The 15,254-nt window shown below is 73.0% G+C and carries 15 protein-coding genes and 1 pseudogene; 5 read left to right on the forward strand and 11 right to left on the reverse strand.

Features of this window, described 5'->3' with window-relative positions; genetic code table 11:
- A pseudogene (locus tag AB0O36_RS08530) lies at positions 1–479 on the reverse strand (hypothetical protein); the annotation flags it as partial.
- Positions 480–683: 204 nt separating this feature from the next.
- Here AB0O36_RS08530 and AB0O36_RS08535 point away from each other — a divergent pair.
- Complete coding sequence (locus tag AB0O36_RS08535) at positions 684–1,265, forward strand: pyridoxamine 5'-phosphate oxidase family protein (RefSeq protein ID WP_365105958.1); 582 nt, start codon at positions 684–686, stop codon at positions 1,263–1,265.
- A 27-nt stretch (positions 1,266–1,292) separates the two neighbouring features.
- Entirely contained in the window at positions 1,293–1,970 is a 678-nt protein-coding gene (locus AB0O36_RS08540) for a L,D-transpeptidase family protein (protein WP_365106182.1), read from the forward strand.
- A 31-nt stretch (positions 1,971–2,001) separates the two neighbouring features.
- Here AB0O36_RS08540 and AB0O36_RS08545 read toward each other — a convergent pair whose 3' ends face one another.
- The 7 genes from AB0O36_RS08545 to AB0O36_RS08575 form a co-directional block, all read right to left on the reverse strand.
- Positions 2,002–2,538, reverse strand: a complete 537-nt coding sequence (locus AB0O36_RS08545; RefSeq protein ID WP_365105961.1) for an arginine repressor — start codon at positions 2,536–2,538, stop codon at positions 2,002–2,004.
- A gap of 7 nt (positions 2,539–2,545) precedes the next feature.
- Positions 2,546–3,757, reverse strand: coding sequence for an acetylornithine transaminase (locus tag AB0O36_RS08550; RefSeq protein ID WP_365105964.1), 1,212 nt, complete (start codon positions 3,755–3,757; stop codon positions 2,546–2,548).
- Entirely contained in the window at positions 3,754–4,671 is a 918-nt protein-coding gene (argB, locus tag AB0O36_RS08555) for an acetylglutamate kinase (RefSeq protein ID WP_365105967.1), read from the reverse strand. Before argB ends, AB0O36_RS08550 begins: the two co-directional genes overlap by 4 nt.
- Positions 4,668–5,840 (reverse strand): bifunctional glutamate N-acetyltransferase/amino-acid acetyltransferase ArgJ, encoded by a 1,173-nt coding sequence (argJ, locus tag AB0O36_RS08560; RefSeq protein WP_365105970.1) that lies wholly within the window; start codon positions 5,838–5,840, stop codon positions 4,668–4,670. Before argJ ends, argB begins: the two co-directional genes overlap by 4 nt.
- Positions 5,837–6,865, reverse strand: a complete 1,029-nt coding sequence (gene argC / locus AB0O36_RS08565; RefSeq protein WP_365105973.1) for an N-acetyl-gamma-glutamyl-phosphate reductase — start codon at positions 6,863–6,865, stop codon at positions 5,837–5,839. Before argC ends, argJ begins: the two co-directional genes overlap by 4 nt.
- 158 nt (positions 6,866–7,023) lie before the next feature.
- Positions 7,024–7,773 (reverse strand): N-acetyltransferase, encoded by a 750-nt coding sequence (locus AB0O36_RS08570; RefSeq protein WP_365105975.1) that lies wholly within the window; start codon positions 7,771–7,773, stop codon positions 7,024–7,026.
- Positions 7,774–7,908: 135 nt separating this feature from the next.
- Positions 7,909–9,336 carry a PLP-dependent aminotransferase family protein gene (locus AB0O36_RS08575; protein ID WP_365105978.1) on the reverse strand — a complete coding sequence of 476 codons (1,428 nt, stop codon included), beginning with the start codon at positions 9,334–9,336 and terminating at the stop codon, positions 7,909–7,911.
- Between AB0O36_RS08575 and AB0O36_RS08580 the strand changes: the two genes are divergently transcribed.
- Positions 9,335–10,351, forward strand: a complete 1,017-nt coding sequence (locus AB0O36_RS08580) for a DMT family transporter (protein WP_365105981.1) — start codon at positions 9,335–9,337, stop codon at positions 10,349–10,351. The genes AB0O36_RS08575 and AB0O36_RS08580 overlap by 2 nt on opposite strands.
- A gap of 90 nt (positions 10,352–10,441) precedes the next feature.
- Positions 10,442–10,669 carry a DUF1918 domain-containing protein gene (locus AB0O36_RS08585; protein WP_365105984.1) on the forward strand — a complete coding sequence of 76 codons (228 nt, stop codon included), beginning with the start codon at positions 10,442–10,444 and terminating at the stop codon, positions 10,667–10,669.
- Between the two features lie 10 nt (positions 10,670–10,679).
- Here AB0O36_RS08585 and AB0O36_RS08590 read toward each other — a convergent pair whose 3' ends face one another.
- Positions 10,680–11,969, reverse strand: a complete 1,290-nt coding sequence (locus tag AB0O36_RS08590; RefSeq protein WP_365105987.1) for a family 10 glycosylhydrolase — start codon at positions 11,967–11,969, stop codon at positions 10,680–10,682.
- A 162-nt stretch (positions 11,970–12,131) separates the two neighbouring features.
- On the opposite strand from AB0O36_RS08590, the gene AB0O36_RS08595 reads away from it, so the two are divergent.
- Positions 12,132–13,004, forward strand: a complete 873-nt coding sequence (locus tag AB0O36_RS08595; RefSeq protein WP_365105990.1) for a 3-hydroxybutyryl-CoA dehydrogenase — start codon at positions 12,132–12,134, stop codon at positions 13,002–13,004.
- A gap of 40 nt (positions 13,005–13,044) precedes the next feature.
- Here AB0O36_RS08595 and AB0O36_RS08600 read toward each other — a convergent pair whose 3' ends face one another.
- Both AB0O36_RS08600 and AB0O36_RS08605 read right to left on the reverse strand, forming a co-directional pair.
- Positions 13,045–13,575, reverse strand: coding sequence for an NUDIX hydrolase (locus AB0O36_RS08600; RefSeq protein ID WP_365105993.1), 531 nt, complete (start codon positions 13,573–13,575; stop codon positions 13,045–13,047).
- Positions 13,576–13,628: 53 nt separating this feature from the next.
- Positions 13,629–14,969: a transcriptional regulator gene (locus AB0O36_RS08605; protein WP_365105995.1), complete on the reverse strand. Its 1,341-nt coding sequence runs from the start codon at positions 14,967–14,969 to the stop codon at positions 13,629–13,631.
- Between the last annotated feature and the right edge of the window lie 285 nt (positions 14,970–15,254).

A 15,254-nucleotide genomic window follows, 5' to 3' on the forward strand; every position in this document is an offset into this window, starting at 1 on the left:
TGCGTGTTCGGAGTGTTGTTGCCACCGCCACCCGGGCTGTTCGGGGTGTTGGGGGTGTTAGGCGTGTTCGGAGTGTTGTTACCGCCACCACCCGGGCTGTTCGGGGTGTTGGGGGTGTTAGGCGTGTTCGGAGTGTTGTTACCGCCACCACCCGGGGAGTTCGGGGTGTTCGGCGTGTTAGGCGTGTTCGGAGTGTTGTTGCCGTGACCACCCGGAGTGTTCGGGGTATTCGGGGTGTTCGGCGTGTTCGGCGTGTTGTTCCCGCCACCCGGGGTGTTCGGGGTGTTCGGGGTGTTGGGCGTGTTCGGGGTATTCACCCGGCACTTCTTCTTGCAGGGCTTGGTCGGCGTCTGCGGGTGCTGCGACATTGTCTGCGCGGTCTGCGGGGCCGGGGCGGCCATCGCTGTGGCCGGCAGGGCGATACCGCCGGCCAGCGCCATGGACGCAGCGGCGAGCAGGAGGTTGCGGGAAATCTTCATGGGAATTCTCCGTTCGGGAATCCGGGGGAATCCGTTTGCCCCCGGTGAGGACCTGCCTCAAATAAACCCGCCACGGGAAATGGAGTCATGCCACAGGAATACGTGTCTTGACATCGGAGGCCGGCGCCACTATAAGGGCGCCGGCGATGCGCCCACGGCCGGAAATCCTCCGTGTCCGCACCGCCGGTCTCCGATACTGATCACATGGGAAAACTGTATGAGCACATAGACGGCAGGCTCCGGCGCTTCATCGAGGCGCAGCCGCTGTTCTTCACCGCCACCGCCCCGCTCTCCGGCGACGGGCACGTCAACCTCTCCCCCAAGGGCCGGGCCGGGACCCTGGTGGTCATCGACGAGCAGACCCTGGCCTACCTGGACTTCGGCGGCAGCGGCGCCGAGACCATCGCGCACGTCCGGGAGAACGGCCGGATCACCCTGATGTGGTGCTCGTTCGACGGGCCCCCGACCATCGTCCGGGTGCACGGCGAGGGCGAGGCCGTGTTCCGTGACGACCCCCGCTGGGGAGAGCTGATCCCGCTGTTCGGGGCGGCCGACGGGCCCTCCGCCCGGGCCGTGATCATCGTCCGCGCCAAGCGCGTCTCCGACAGCTGCGGGTTCGCCGTGCCGTTGATGGAGTACCGGGACGAGCGGACGCTGCACGCCGAATACTTCGGCCGGAAGACGGACGACGAGTTCGCGGCGTACTGCGAGAAGAAGGACTACATCGGACAGTCCCTGGACGGCCTGCCTGCACTGCCGCTGCCCCTGCCTCCGCGTAGTGTCTGACGTGTGATCAGAACAGCCCTCGCCACGCTGGTCGGCCTCGCCCTCGTCACCGCCCCGTCCCTCCCGCCCCCGTTCGCCGTCCCGCTGCCCGCCCGGATGGCCGACACCGGTGGCGGCAGCCAGCTGATCACCGCCGTCGCCCCGGCCCCCGGCTCAGCCACGGGACGGGTCACCTGGTGGGAACGGCACGCCGGTCACTGGTTCGAGGCGGGCAGTGCGGAGGCCCGTTTCGGGTCGAACGGGCTGGCCGAGGGGGCCGGCCGCCGGCAGGGCACCAGCACCACCCCCACCGGGCTGTACGACCTGCCGTACGGCTTCGGGATCCGGCGCGCCCCGGCAGGCACCCGCATCCGGTACCGCCCGGTGACCCCGGACTCCTGGTGGTGCCAGGACAATGCCTCGTCCGCGTACAACCGGTGGGCGGAGCCGCTGCCCGGGGACTGCCGGCCCGGCGAGGCGGAGCACCTGGTGACGTACGAGGCCCAGTACGCGCACGCCCTGGTCATCGGCTTCAACTACGACCGGCCGGTGCGCAACCGGGGCGCGGGGATCTTCCTGCACGTCCACGGCAAGGGGGCCACGGCCGGCTGCGTGTCCGTACCCGAACGGGCGATGCGGGCGATCCTGCGCTGGGCTGACCCCCGCCGCCGGCCGCACATCGCGGTGGGAACGGAAACGGGCCCCCTCTCCGTCACCCGCTACTAGCAGGTGACGGGAGGGGGCCCGGGGTTCCGGCTCAGCTCTCCTTCTGCGCCAGGCGCAGCATGTGGTCGGCCAGGGCCTGGCCGCCCGCCGGGTCACGGCTGATGAGCATCAGCGTGTCGTCGCCCGCGATCGTGCCGAGGACCGCGTGCAGTTCGGCCTGGTCGATGGCCGAGGCCAGGAACTGGGCCGCGCCCGGAGGGGTGCGCAGGACCACGAGGTTCGCCGAGGCCTCCGCGGAGATCAGCAGTTCCCCGGAGAGGCGGCGCATCCGCTCCTCCTTGGCGGATTCGCCCAGCGGTGCCTGCGGGGTGCGGAAACCGCCCTCGCTGGGTACCGCGTAGATCAGCTCCCCGCCGGTGTTGCGGATCTTCACCGCGCCGAGCTCGTCGAGGTCCCGGCTGAGCGTCGCCTGGGTGACGCTCAGCCCGTCGTCCGCGAGCAGCTTCGCCAGCTGGCTCTGGGAGCGCACCGGCTGCCGGTTGAGGATGTCCACGATCCGGCGGTGGCGGGCGGTTCGGGTCTGCGGGACCGACGGCCCGATCTGCTCGTTGTCCTGCGCCTGGCTCATCGTCGTCTCATTCCCCGGATCGTCCGTCCCCGCCTGCCGCTTCCAGGATGCCGGGCAGCGCCGCCGTGAACGCATCCACCTCGGCCTCCGAAACGACGAACGGGGGCATCAGCCGTACGACGTCGGGGGCGGGCGCGTTGACCAGGAAGCCGGCTTCCTGAGCCGCCTGCTGCACCTGCGCGGCGAGCGGCTCGGTCAGCACGATACCCAGCAGCAGGCCGGATCCGCGGACGTGGGAGACCAGCCGGTGCCCCGTCCCCTCGATCCCGGCCCGCAGCCGCTCGCCCCGCGCCTTGACCCGGTCGAGCAGTCCGTCGGCGGCGATCGTGTCGATCACGGCGAGGCCGGCGGCGCAGGCCACCGGGTTCCCGCCGAAGGTGGTGCCGTGCTGGCCGGGCCGGAGCAGCGCGGCCGCGTCCCCGAAGGCGACGACGGCGCCGAGCGGCAGTCCGCCGCCCAGGCCCTTCGCGAGGGTGACGAGGTCGGGCTCGACACCGTGGTGGGCCTGGTGCTCGAACCACTGGCCGCAGCGGCCGATGCCGGTCTGCACCTCGTCGAGGACGAGGAGGGTGCCGGTGGCCCGGGTGATCTCCCGGGCGGCCTCCAGGTAGCCGGCGGGCGGCACCACGACGCCGTTCTCGCCCTGCACGGGCTCGATGATCACCAGTGCGGTCTCCGCCGTGACAGCGGCCCGCAGGGCCTCCACGTCGCCGTAGGGGACGTGGGTGACCTCGCCGGGCAGGGGCAGGAACGGCTCCTGCTTCTTCGGCTGGCCGGTGAGCGCGAGGGCGCCCATGGTGCGGCCGTGGAAGCCCCCGTCGGTGGCCACCATGTGGGTCCGGCCGGTCAGCCGGCCGATCTTGAAGGCGGCCTCGACGGCCTCCGCGCCGGAGTTGCAGAAGAAGACCCTGCCCTCGCGGCCGAAGAGCTGCAGCAGCCGCTCGCCGAGGGCGAGGACGGGCTCGGAGGCGAAGAGGTTGGACACGTGGCCCAGGGTGGAGATCTGCGTGGTCACGGCCTCCACCACGGCCGGGTGGGCGTGGCCGAGCGCGTTGACGGCGATGCCGCCGACGAAGTCCGTGTACTGCTTGCCGTCGGCGTCCCAGACCTGGGCGCCCTCGCCGCGGACGAGCGCGACGGCGGGGGTGCCGTAGTTGTCGGTCAGCGCGTTCTGCCAGCGTGCGCCGAACTCCTGGTTGCCCCCGGTGCTGCCGGTCACTGTTCTCCCCCTTCGTTCCCGTCCGGCACGACCATCGTGCCGATTCCCTCGTCCGTGAAGATCTCCAGCAGGATGGAGTGCTGGACCCGCCCGTCGATCACGCGGGCGGTGCGCACGCCGTTGCGGACGGCGTGCAGGCAGCCCTCCATCTTGGGGACCATGCCGCTGGCCAGCTCGGGCAGCAGCTTCTCCAGCTCGCTCGCGGTGAGCTGGCTGATCACCTCGTCGCTGTTGGGCCAGTCCGCGTACAGGCCCTCGACGTCGGTGAGGACCATCAGCGTCTCGGCGCCGAGGGCGGCGGCGAGCGCGGCCGCCGCGGTGTCGGCGTTGATGTTGAAGACGCCGGTGTCGCCCGGTTCCGCGCTGCGCGCGACGGAGGAGATGACCGGGATCCGGCCGTCCGCCAGCAGTGCCTCGATGGCCCCGGTCTCGATGGCGGTGATCTCGCCGACCCGGCCGATGTCGACGAGTTCGCCGTCGATCTCGGGCGTGTGGCGGGTCGCGGTGATGGTGTGGGCGTCCTCGCCGGTCATGCCGACGGCGAGCGGCCCGTGCTGGTTGAGCAGGCCGACCAGTTCCCGCTGGACCTGGCCCGCCAGGACCATCCGTACGACGCTCATGGCCTCGTCGGTGGTGACCCGCAGGCCGGCCTTGAACTCGCTGACCAGGCCGTGCCGGTCCAGCTGCGCGTTGATCTGCGGGCCGCCGCCGTGCACCACGACCGGCTTGAGGCCGGCGTGTCGCAGGAACACCACGTCCTGGGCGAATGCGGCCTTGAGCTCCTCGTTGACCATGGCGTTGCCGCCGAACTTGATCACGACGGTCTTGCCGTGGTGCCGGGTGAGCCACGGCAGGGCCTCGATCAGCGTCTGGGCCTTGGGGAGCGCGGTGTGCTTCCGCGCGGTGCCGGTCACGACGAGTACGCGCTGTTCTCGTGGACGTACTCGGAGGTCAGGTCGTTGGTCCAGATGACCGCGGACGCGGCACCGGCGGACAGGTCGGCGGTGACGACGACCTCGCGGTCCTTCATGGAGACCAGGTCGCGGTCCTCGCCGACCGAGCCGTTCTTGCAGACCCAGACGCCGTTGATGGCGACGTTGAGGCGGTCCGGGTCGAAGTCGGCGGAGGTGGTGCCGATCGCGGCCAGCACGCGGCCCCAGTTGGGGTCCTCGCCGTGGATGGCGCACTTGAGCAGGTTGTTCCGGGCGATGGTCCGGCCGACCTGTACGGCGTCGTCCTCGGTGGCGGCGCCGATGACCTCGATGCGGATGTCCTTGCTCGCGCCCTCGGCGTCGCCGATGAGCTGGCGGGCCAGGTCGTCGCAGACGGCCCGGACGGCCTCGGCGAACTCGTCGGCGGCGGGGACCGCGCCGGAGGCGCCGGAGGCCAGCAGCAGCACGGTGTCGTTGGTGGACATGCAGCCGTCGGAGTCCACCCGGTCGAAGGTGGTCCGGGTGGCGGCGCGCAGCGCGGTGTCGAGCGCGGCGCTGTCCAGGTCGGCGTCGGTGGTGAGGACGACCAGCATGGTGGCGAGGCCGGGGGCGAGCATGCCCGCGCCCTTGGCCATGCCGCCGACGGTCCAGCCGTCCTTGGTGACCACGGACGTCTTGTGCACGGTGTCGGTGGTCTTGATGGCGATGGCGGCGGACTCGCCGCCGTCCTCGGAGAGGGCGGCCGCCGCGGTCTCGACGCCGGGGAGGAGCTTGTCCATGGGGAGCAGGACGCCGATCAGGCCGGTCGAGGCGACCGCGATCTCTCCGGCGTTGTGCTCGGCGTCCGTGCCCCGCCCGTTGAGGACGGCCGCGACCTTCTCGGCGGTGGCGTGGGTGTCCTGGAAGCCCTTGGGGCCGGTGCAGGCGTTGGCGCCGCCGGAGTTGAGGATGACGGCGCTGACCGCGCCGCCGCGCAGGACCTGCTCGGACCACTGGACCGGAGCGGCCTTGACGCGGTTGGAGGTGAAGACGCCCGCCGCGGCCAGACGCGGCCCGTTGTTGACCACGAGGGCCAGGTCCGGGTTGCCGTTCGCCTTGATCCCGGCCGCGATGCCCGCGGCCGTGAATCCCTGTGCTGCCGTGACGCTCACGGTGCGACTCCGATCGTGGAAAGTCCCAGGCCCTCGTGAAGCCCGAGGGCGATGTTCATGCTCTGTACGGCGCCGCCCGCCGTGCCCTTGGTCAGGTTGTCGATGGCGCTGACCACGATGATCCGCCCGGCGGTCTCGTCGTAGGCGACCTGGAGCTGGACGGCGTTGGAGCCGTAGACCGAGGCGGTCGCCGGCCACTGCCCCTCGGGGAGCAGGTGGACGAACGGCTCGTCGGCGTACGCCTTCTCGTAGGCGGCGCGCACCGCTTCGGCGGTGGTGCCGGGGACGGCCTTGGCGCTGCAGGTGGCGAGGATGCCGCGGGCCATCGGGGCGAGGGTCGGCGTGAACGAGACGGAGACGGGGGCGCCGGCCGCGGCGGAGAGGTTCTGCGCCATCTCCGGGGTGTGGCGGTGGCCGCCGCCGACGCCGTACGGGCTCATGGAGCCCATGACCTCGGAGCCGAGCAGGTGCGGCTTGAGGGCCTTGCCCGCGCCGGAGGTGCCGGTGGCGGCGACGATGACGGCCTCGGGCTCGGCGAGTCCCTGCGCGTACGCGGGGACGAGGGCCAGCGAGACGGCCGTCGGGTAGCAGCCGGGAACCGCGACGCGCTTGGACCCCTCCAGCGCGGCGCGGTGGCCCGGGAGTTCGGGCAGGCCGTAGGGCCAGGTGCCGGCGTGCGGGGAGCCGTAGAACTTCTCCCAGTCGGCGGCGCTCCGCAGCCTGTGGTCGGCCCCCATGTCGACGACGAGGACGTCGTCGCCGAGCTGGGCGGCGATGGCCGCGGACTGCCCGTGGGGCAGCGCCAGGAACACGACGTCGTGGCCGGCGAGGACCTCGGCGGTGGTCGGCTCCAGGGTGCGTCCGGCGAGCGGGACGAGGTGCGGCTGCAGGCCTCCGAGGAGCTGCCCGGCGTTGGAGTTGCCGGTCAGGGCTCCGATCTCGACCTCGGGGTGGGCGAGCAGCAGGCGCAGGACCTCGCCGCCCGCATATCCGCTCGCACCGGCCACCGCTACACGTACCACCATCGAACCCTCCTCCTAGATGGCATGACTATACGTTTCCCTGCACGTTTATGCAAAGCCATGGGATACGCCTCTGTCACGCCCCTCCGTCAGGTCCGCGCACGGCCCCTCGGGCGGGGCATTCGCCCAGTGAGGATCTTCGCACCGATCCCCGCACGGCGTCAGTCCACGAGGGGGTGGCGCACCCAGACGTTGGGTTCCACGTAGACGGCGAAGCCCTGTTCGGGGTCGCAGTCGACGGGCACCAGGGCACCGGGGACGTGCACCGGACCCGGCCGGTCGAAGGGCAGCCCGGTCCAGGAGCGCCACTCCGCCAGCGAACCGGAGATGGTCATGGACGCCGGGGCGACCGAGTCGATGACCCCGCCCGCACGGACGTGGACCCGCAGCCAGGGGTCGTGCGGCAGGCCGTCCTCCCGGGTCCGGTACGCGTACTCGTGTATCGAGGCGTCCGGCTCGGCGGACTTCCGGTTGGGCCGCACCGGGGCCACCACCTCGGCGAACCCGTGTGACCTGGCGTTCTCCCGCATGGCCGCCAGCATCCGGCCGGAGAGCCCCCGGCCCTGCCGGTCCGCGGCCACGCTGATCTCGATCGCGCTGACCGTGTCCGGCGCGCGGTCGTGCCGCAGGTCGGCGAAGGCCCACAGCAGGACCTGGTCCCAGCCGCGGGCCGGCAGCTCGCCCCGCCCCTCGGCGTGCAGCGCGAAGGGCACGCTGAAGGCGCGCGCCACCACGGTGTCGCCCTCGGTGGCGATGAAGACGTACTCCGGGAGCTCCTTGACCATCCGGCCGTAGAGCAGGTAGCTCACCGGGTCCTCAAGTGAGAACTTCGGCCAGGAGTCCGCCATGTCCCACAGCCTGTCGGTCAGTTCGGGACGGTCGGCGATGGTCGTGATCACTGTCTCGGTCATCCGGCCAGGCTAGGACGCATCCGCGGACGTCCGCCTCCGGATATCGGACCGTCCCGGGGCGGCCGCTCCGCGCGCCACCGGGCCCCGCCGCCCCGCTGCCCGCCCGGCCCGCTGCCGGGCCCGCGCCGGGCGGCCCTACGACTGTCCGGCCGCGAGCCGCCGCACCCCCTCGGTGAGTTCGGCCGTACCGGCCACCCCGGCGAAGCTGAGCCGGACGTACGGGCCCGGGGGCTCGGCGCAGAAGTACGGGCGGCCGGGCGCGACCGCCACTCCGGCGCGCAGGGCCCCGGCCACGAACCCCGCCTCGTCCGCGCCCTCGGCCAGCCGCACCCACAACTGGTATCCGCCGCGCGGCAGATGGGTCAGCGTCAGACCGGGCAGCTCCCGGCGCAGCGCCCCGGCGAGCACCTCCCGGCGGTGCCTGAGCTCGACGGCCACGTCCCGCAGGTGGCGGGGCCAGGCGGGGGCGCCGACGAGCTCCAGGGCGGCCTCCTGGAGCGGCCTGGGCACGAAGAAGCTGTCCACCACCTGGATCGCCCGCAGCCGGTCGAGGACCGGGCCGCGCGCGGAGAGCGCACCCACCCGGAGGCTGGGCGAGGTGGCCTTGGTCAGCGAGCGGACGTGCACCACCACCCCGTCGTCGTCCTCGGCGGCCAGGGTGCCGGGCAGCGGACCGGAGTCCTCGTGGGCCAGGGACCGCGCATAGTCGTCCTCGACGACGAAGGCGCCCGCCTCCCGCGCCATGCGCAGCACCTCGGCCCGCCGCGCGTCGGCGAGCACCGCGCCGGTCGGGTTCCGGAAGAGCGGCTGGCACACGAACACCCGCGCGCCGGTGGCTTCGAAGGCGGCGGCCAGCAGGTCCGGGCGTACGCCGTCCTCGTCGGCCGGGACCGGGACCGGGCGGCAGCCCGAGGCGCGGGCGATGGCGAGCAGGCCGGGGTAGGTCGGGGACTCCACCAGCACCGGGGCGCCGGGGGGCGCGAGGGCCCGCAGGGCGGTGGTCAGGGCGCTCTGGCCGCCCGCGGTGACCAGCACGTCGGCGGCGGTGACCGATCCGCCGATCTCCCGGGCGAACCAGGAGCGGAGCTCGGTCAGCCCCTCCACCGGCGGCCGGGACCAGGCGCCGGGGCGCCGGCCGGCCCGGGCCAGGGCGGCGGCCATGGCCCGCTCCGGCTGCAGCGAGGAGTGCAGGTAGCCGCCGTTGAGCTCGATCACGCCGGGCGGGGGCGCGGCGAGCGAGACCAGCACGCCGGAGGCGTCCACGGAGCGCGGGACGGATTCGCCGGCGGTCTCCGCGCTGAGGGCGACCTCCTGCCAGGAGGTGTCCCCCGCGGGCCGGTCCGGGGTGGTGCGGGGCTGGGCCCGGAAGGCTCCGGCTCCGGGCCGGGTGACGACCAGGCCCTCGGCGGCGAGCTGGGCGAGGGCGCGGGAGACGGTGACCGGGCTGACCCGGTAGCGCTCGACCAGGGCCCGGCTGGACGGCAGTTTTCCACCCACTGGATAGCGGTCGAGTTCCGACCTCAGTGATTCGGCCAGTTCCGTCACACTGCTACGCTCATACATGAGAGCTCAGAATAGCGCTATCGGTTCGCCCGCAGTAGCAGTTCCCCGGACCACCCACCCGCTTCCGGCGGGCGGCGCAGTGGACGGCGGCACGGGTGCCACCGGCGGCGCGAGCGGCCCGAGTGCCGCGGGTGCCACTGCGGCCGGCGGCTCGGCGCGGGCCGGCACCGCGTTCGCCGTGCTCGGCGTGTTCGCCTTCTCGCTGACCTTCCCCTCCACCGTCTGGGGCCTGCACAGCTTCGGCCCCTGGTCCCTGGTCTCGCTGCGCACCGTGCTGGCCGCGCTGATCGCCGCCGGGTTCCTGCTGGCGAAGCGGGTCCCGCTGCCCGCCCGCGAGCACCGGGCGGGGCTGGCCGTGGTGGCCGGCGGCGTGGTCATCGGCTTCCCGGTGCTGACCACCCTGGCCCTGCAGACCTCCAGCAGCTCCCACGCCGCCGTGGTGGTGGGCCTGCTGCCGCTCACCACCGCCGCGTTCTCCGCACTGCGCACCGGCACCCGGCCGTCCCGGACCTTCTGGGCGGCCGCGGTCGCCGGGGCCGTCGTGGTGCTCGCCTTCGCCCTGGCGCAGAGCGGCGGCGCCCCGTCGGCCGGCGACGGCTTCCTCTTCGCGGCCCTGCTGGCCTGCGCGGCCGGTTACACCGAGGGCGGCCGGCTGGCGAAGGTGATGCCCGGCTGGCAGGTCATCGGCTGGGCGCTGGTGCTGTGCCTGCCCCTGGCCCTCGCGGGGGCCGCGGCCGGGCTGGCCGCGGAACCCGTCCTGCTGACCGGACAGGGGGTGGCCGGGCTGGTCTGGGCGGCCGCCGGGTCCACCTTCCTCGGCCTGTACGTCTGGTACCGGGGCATGGCCAGGATCGGTGCGGCCCGCGCCAGCCAGCTGCAGCTGGCGCAGCCCCTGCTGACCCTGGTCTGGTCGGTGGTCCTGCTGGGCGAGCGGCTCACCCCGGCCGCGCCGCTCGCCGCCTGCGCGGTGCTGGTCTGCATCGTGGTCACCCAGCGGTCGGCGTCCCGCGGCTGAGCGGCCGCGGGGCCGCCCTCCCCGGGTGGAATCGGGGCGAATCGCCGTAAACTGACGTCACCGGATCGGACCGGCTCCAGGGAGGTCAGCATGCGAGCGACCGAGGGCGACCAGCTGGTACAGCACGGCAGGGTCGTGGGCCAGCACGACAAGATCGGCGAGATCACCCAGGTCCTGGGAGAGGACGGCGCGCCCCCCTACCGCGTCCACTTCCCGGACGGCCACGAGGCCATCATGTCCCCCGGGCCGGACTGCGTCGTCCGGCACCCCGCCGAGCCCGCGCACAGGGAACCGCCGTCCACGACCCCCTTCCGCTGACCCCGGGCGGTCAGCGCGGCGGCACCGCCGCCGGGTAGTGGTCCGAGACGACCCTGGCCATGGCACCGATGGGATCCGCGGCCACCTGCTTCGCGGAGAAGAAGCAGTGGCCGCGGACCTCCCTGTGCCGGGCCGCCAGCGTCAGGTGCCGTGACAGCTCCGCCGGGTCGCGCCACGCGGTGGTCGGACTGTCCCGCTCGCACCGGTACAGCGCCTCCCCGATGTACAGGTCCACCCCGGTGCCCGCGACGGTGTCCGCCCACCAGGGCACCAGTACGGCGTAGTCGGCCGTGGAGTGGCCGATGTGCCAGTAGCACTGCGGGGTGATGTAGTCGATCCAGCCCTCGGTGACCCACTTGCGGGTGTCCGCGTACAGGTCGCCGTACGAGGTCAGACCGGCCCGGGTCCGGGACCCCCGGGGGTCCTGGCCCTGGTGCCGCCAGACCCCGAACGGGCTGACCCCGAACCGTACGCCGGGCCGCACCCGCGCGATCCGCCCGGACATCTCCTTCACCAGGGTGTCGGTGTTGTGCCGGCGCCAGGCGGCACGCGAGGAGAAGCCGTCGCCGTACTCCTCGTAGGCCGCGTCGTCGTCGAAGTACTCGCCCTCCACCGGGTAGGGGTAGAAGTAGTCGTCCCAGTGCACCGCGTCCAGCGGGTAGCGGGCGACCGCGTCGAGCATGGCGTCCTGCACGAAGGCCCGGACCTCGGGCAGGCCCGGGTTGTAGTAGAGCTTCCCGCCGTACGCCACGGTCCAGTCCGGGTTGGTCCGCGCCGGGTGCCCGGCCGCCAGCCGGGAGGGGTCGGTGTGCGTGTTGGCCACCCGGTAGGGGTTGAACCAGGCGTGCAGCTCCAGCCCCCGGGCGTGCGCCTCGGTGACCGCCGTGCCCAGCGGGTCCCAGCCGGGATCGCGGCCCTGCACCCCGGTCAGCCACTGCGACCACGGCTCCCGCGCGCCCGGCCACATCGCGTCGGCGGTCGGCCGCACCTGCAGCATCACGGCGTTCAGCTTCCGCCGTACCGCCGTGTCCAGCAGCCCGATCAGCTCCGCCCGCTGCCGGGTCGCACTCAGCCCGGTCCTGGAGGGCCAGTCGACGTTGTGCACGGAGGCGACCCACATCCCGCGCATCTCGGGCCCGGCTCCCGCCCGGGCCGGCACCGGCCGGCCCTCCGGGGCGCCGCCCGGCACCGCCCCGTCCGCCACGCCCTCCCCCGGTGTCGCCCGGGCCGGTCCGGCCGCGGACGCCGCCACCACCCCCGCTGCCGTGACCAGCAGACTACGGCGGCCGATATACGTCATGTGACTGCTCCCCTACGTTGAGCGACAATCCGTCGTGTGCGCCCAGCATGCCCGCCCCGGCGGATCCGGAGCGGCAAGGCCGGGAGTAACGTCGGGGGGCGTGGCGGGCGCCGGAACCATACGGGGGACCCGCCGACCCGTTGAGCCAGCGAAAGGCACGAAGTGACTGACCTCCCTTCCGACATCACACGCGTCGGCGTAGTGGGCTGCGGCCAGATGGGCGCCGGAATCGCCGAGGTGTGCGCCCGCAGCGGCCTTGAGGTCAAGGTCGCCGAGACCACCGGCGAGGCCCTGGAGATCGGACGCACCCGTCTGGTCAACTCGCTCCGCAAGGCCGCCGAACGCGGCAAGATCACGGACGAGGAGCGCGACTCCACCCTGGCGCGGCTCAGCTTCACCACCGACCTCGGCGAGTTCGCGGACCGCGACCTGGTCATCGAGGCGGTCGTGGAGAACGAGAAGGTCAAGACCGAGATCTTCCAGGTGCTCGACCAGGTGCTGACGCGTCCCGACGCCATCATCGCCTCGAACACCTCCTCCATCCCGCTGGTGAAGCTGGCCGTCGCCACCTCGCGCCCGGACCAGGTCATCGGCATCCACTTCTTCAACCCGGCACCGGTCCAGAAGCTCGTCGAGCTGATCCCGGCCCTGACCACCGGCGACGAAACGGTCAAGCGGGCCGAGGCCCTGGTGCACGACGTCCTGGGCAAGCACGCCATCCGCGCCCAGGACCGGTCCGGTTTCGTGGTGAACGCGCTCCTCGTGCCGTACCTGCTGTCCGCCATCCGGATGTTCGAGTCGGGCATCGCCAGCCGCGAGGACATCGACAACGGCATGGAGTTCGGCTGCGCCCACCCGATGGGTCCGCTCAAGCTCTCGGACCTGATCGGCCTGGACACGATCGCCTCGATCGCCGACTCCATGTACGCGGAGTACAAGGAGCCGCTGTACGCGGCTCCCCCGCTGCTGCAGCGGATGGTCGACGCGGGCCGCCTCGGCCGCAAGACCGGCTCGGGCTTCTACGCGTACAACTGACGGCCCGCGCCGGCGGGCCCGTGCCGACCGGCCCGTATGACTACCCCAGCCTGAGGTGGTGCAGCAGGAGCAGCCCGGCCGCCATGTTGGCGGCCGGGACCTCTCCGCGCGCGATCATGTCGGGCACGAGCTCGAGCGGCACCCATTCCCGGCGCGAGGACTCGAAGGCGTCCTCGGGCGGGCCGGTGTACGTCGCACTGTCCGCCCAGAAGAGGTGGTGGCGGGCGTCGGTGAGCCCGTTGGCGGGCTCCACGGTCATCAGGTGGTGCAGCGGGCCGGGACGCCAGCCCGATTCCTCCTCCATCTCCCGGGCGGCGGCGAGCGCCGGTTCCTCGCCGTCCTCGACCACTCCGGCGGGGAGCTCCCAGCCCCAGCTGTCGGTGATGAAGCGGTGCCGCCACAGCAGCAGCACCTCGTCGGCCCCGTTGACGGCCGTGGCGACGGCGACCGGCCGCAGGCGTATGACGAAGTGGTCCAGGTGCCGGCCGTCGGGAAGTTCCACGTCCGCGAGGTTCACATCGAACCAGCGGTTCTTGTACACGGTCTGTTCGCTCAGGTTCGTCCACTGCACGGTTCTGCCACCTTCCGTTCGATCAGGTGGCAACATGGCAGCAGCCGGGGCGCTCACAGCGGAACGCGCAACGCCCCGTCGATGAGCTGGGCGGTCTCCTCCGCATCGGCGCAGCCGCTGGCCAGCAGCTGTTCCCGGACCGTCCGCAGCCGGTCGCGCAGCCGCAGCGACTCCATCCCCTTGGCCGTTTCGGCCATTTCGGCCACCGCGGCCACCGCCCGGTCCGCCTCCCCCTGGCGCAGCTGGACCTCGCACAGCATGGCCAGCCGGTGCACCCGCCCCCGGTCGTGCGCGGGTGTCCCGACCGCCGTCGCGGCCTGCTCGTGGGCCCCGTCGAGATCGCCCAGACTGAGCAACGCCTCCGCCACCTGGACGTTGACCAGGCCCGGCTGTACGTAGCCGGTCTCATCCGGTTCGCTGCCCGGCCGGATCCGCTCGGCGGCCCCCTCCGCGTGCCGGATGCAGGCCAGCGCGGCGCGGGTGTCGCCGAGTTGGGCGTACGCCTTGGCCTGCATCGCGTACAGGTCGGCGGCCAGCGCGGGGGTGGTGTCCCGGCCGGCCGCCCGCAGCGCCGCCTCCGCGAAGGCCACCGCCTGCCGGAACTCCCGCAGGTGCAGGGACTGGTTGACGATCAGGGCGATCACGTACGCGCCGAGCCCGCGGTCCCCGCTGGCCTTGGCGAGCCGCAGCGCCTGGTGGAAGTACCGCTGGGCCAGGCCGTGCGCGTCGGAGTCGTACGCGCAGATGCCCGCGACCGCCACCAGCGACCCGGTGGCCCGGTGCAGTCTCCGGCCGACCGCGTCGGAGTAACTCCCGCGCAGCATGGGCGCGGTCTCGGTGCCGAGGAAGCGGACGATCCGCGAGCGGGTGGCCATGCCGCCGGCCCGCCGGTACATCAGCTCGTAGTGGACCCGGGCGGCGCGCAGGACCTCGATGTGCTCGGGGCCGATGGCGGTGGGGCCGTCGCGGGACACGTCCGCGTCCTCCGGCGGGTTCTCCCACTCCCATACGGGGATCACGGCGGGGGTGCCGGTGACCGCGGTGGCGCTCAGCAGGTGCGGGCGGCTCTGTTCGTCGGTCCGCCACAGGGCGGTGGCGCGGTCCACGAACCCGCTGAGCGGGGTGGTGTGCGGGGCGGTGCTCCGCCCCGGCAGCCCCAGGCCGATGTCGTCCAGTCCGACCGGGCGGCGCAGCCGCTGCCCGAGCACCTCGCAGATCAGGTCCGGCACCTGGCCGCGCGGTCGCTGACCCTTCAACCAGCGGGCCACGGCGGTGTGTTCGTAGCGCAGGGCGAGTCCGCGGGCGCGGCCGGCCTGGTTCACGTACGCGGCGAGTCCGGCGTGGGACATGCCCGCCTCGGCGAGGAGGGCATCGAGCAGGGCGTTGGACTGCATGGGCCCCTCCAGGGTCGCTCCCAGGCTAATGGGTGCTCGGTTCACACGGGGTGTGAAACCGGTACGCGCATAAATGCGGCGCGCACGCTGCCGCGGGGTGCGGCGGCGCGCTTGACTGGTGGTCTCGCCTCGCCAAGAGGCAGCCCGGGCCGTCGGCTCCCCCTCGTACAGTGCGACGGCCCGCACGGCGCCGCCCGTCCTGCTGTCTGCCCGACACTCCACGGCAGGCGGGCGGCGCTTCTCGCTCCGCTGCGGCCGGTTGGTCTCCGGCCCGCGGCGGACCGG

It is taken from the genome of Streptomyces sp. NPDC089799 (assembly GCF_040684755.1).
In the GTDB taxonomy this organism is placed as follows: Bacteria; Actinomycetota; Actinomycetes; order Streptomycetales; family Streptomycetaceae; genus Streptomyces.

Coding starts and splice junctions, on each gene's coding strand:
- AB0O36_RS08535 (WP_365105958.1), top strand. CDS start 684: ATGGGAAAACTGTATGAGCACATAGACGGCAGGCTCCGGCGCTTCATC.
- AB0O36_RS08545 (WP_365105961.1), bottom strand. CDS start 2,538: ATGAGCCAGGCGCAGGACAACGAGCAGATCGGGCCGTCGGTCCCGCAG.
- argC (WP_365105973.1), bottom strand. CDS start 6,865: ATGGTGGTACGTGTAGCGGTGGCCGGTGCGAGCGGATATGCGGGCGGC.
- AB0O36_RS08570 (WP_365105975.1), bottom strand. CDS start 7,773: ATGACCGAGACAGTGATCACGACCATCGCCGACCGTCCCGAACTGACC.
- AB0O36_RS08580 (WP_365105981.1), top strand. CDS start 9,335: ATGAGAGCTCAGAATAGCGCTATCGGTTCGCCCGCAGTAGCAGTTCCC.
- AB0O36_RS08575 (WP_365105978.1), bottom strand. CDS start 9,336: ATGTATGAGCGTAGCAGTGTGACGGAACTGGCCGAATCACTGAGGTCG.
- AB0O36_RS08585 (WP_365105984.1), top strand. CDS start 10,442: ATGCGAGCGACCGAGGGCGACCAGCTGGTACAGCACGGCAGGGTCGTG.
- AB0O36_RS08590 (WP_365105987.1), bottom strand. CDS start 11,969: ATGACGTATATCGGCCGCCGTAGTCTGCTGGTCACGGCAGCGGGGGTG.
- AB0O36_RS08605 (WP_365105995.1), bottom strand. CDS start 14,969: ATGCAGTCCAACGCCCTGCTCGATGCCCTCCTCGCCGAGGCGGGCATG.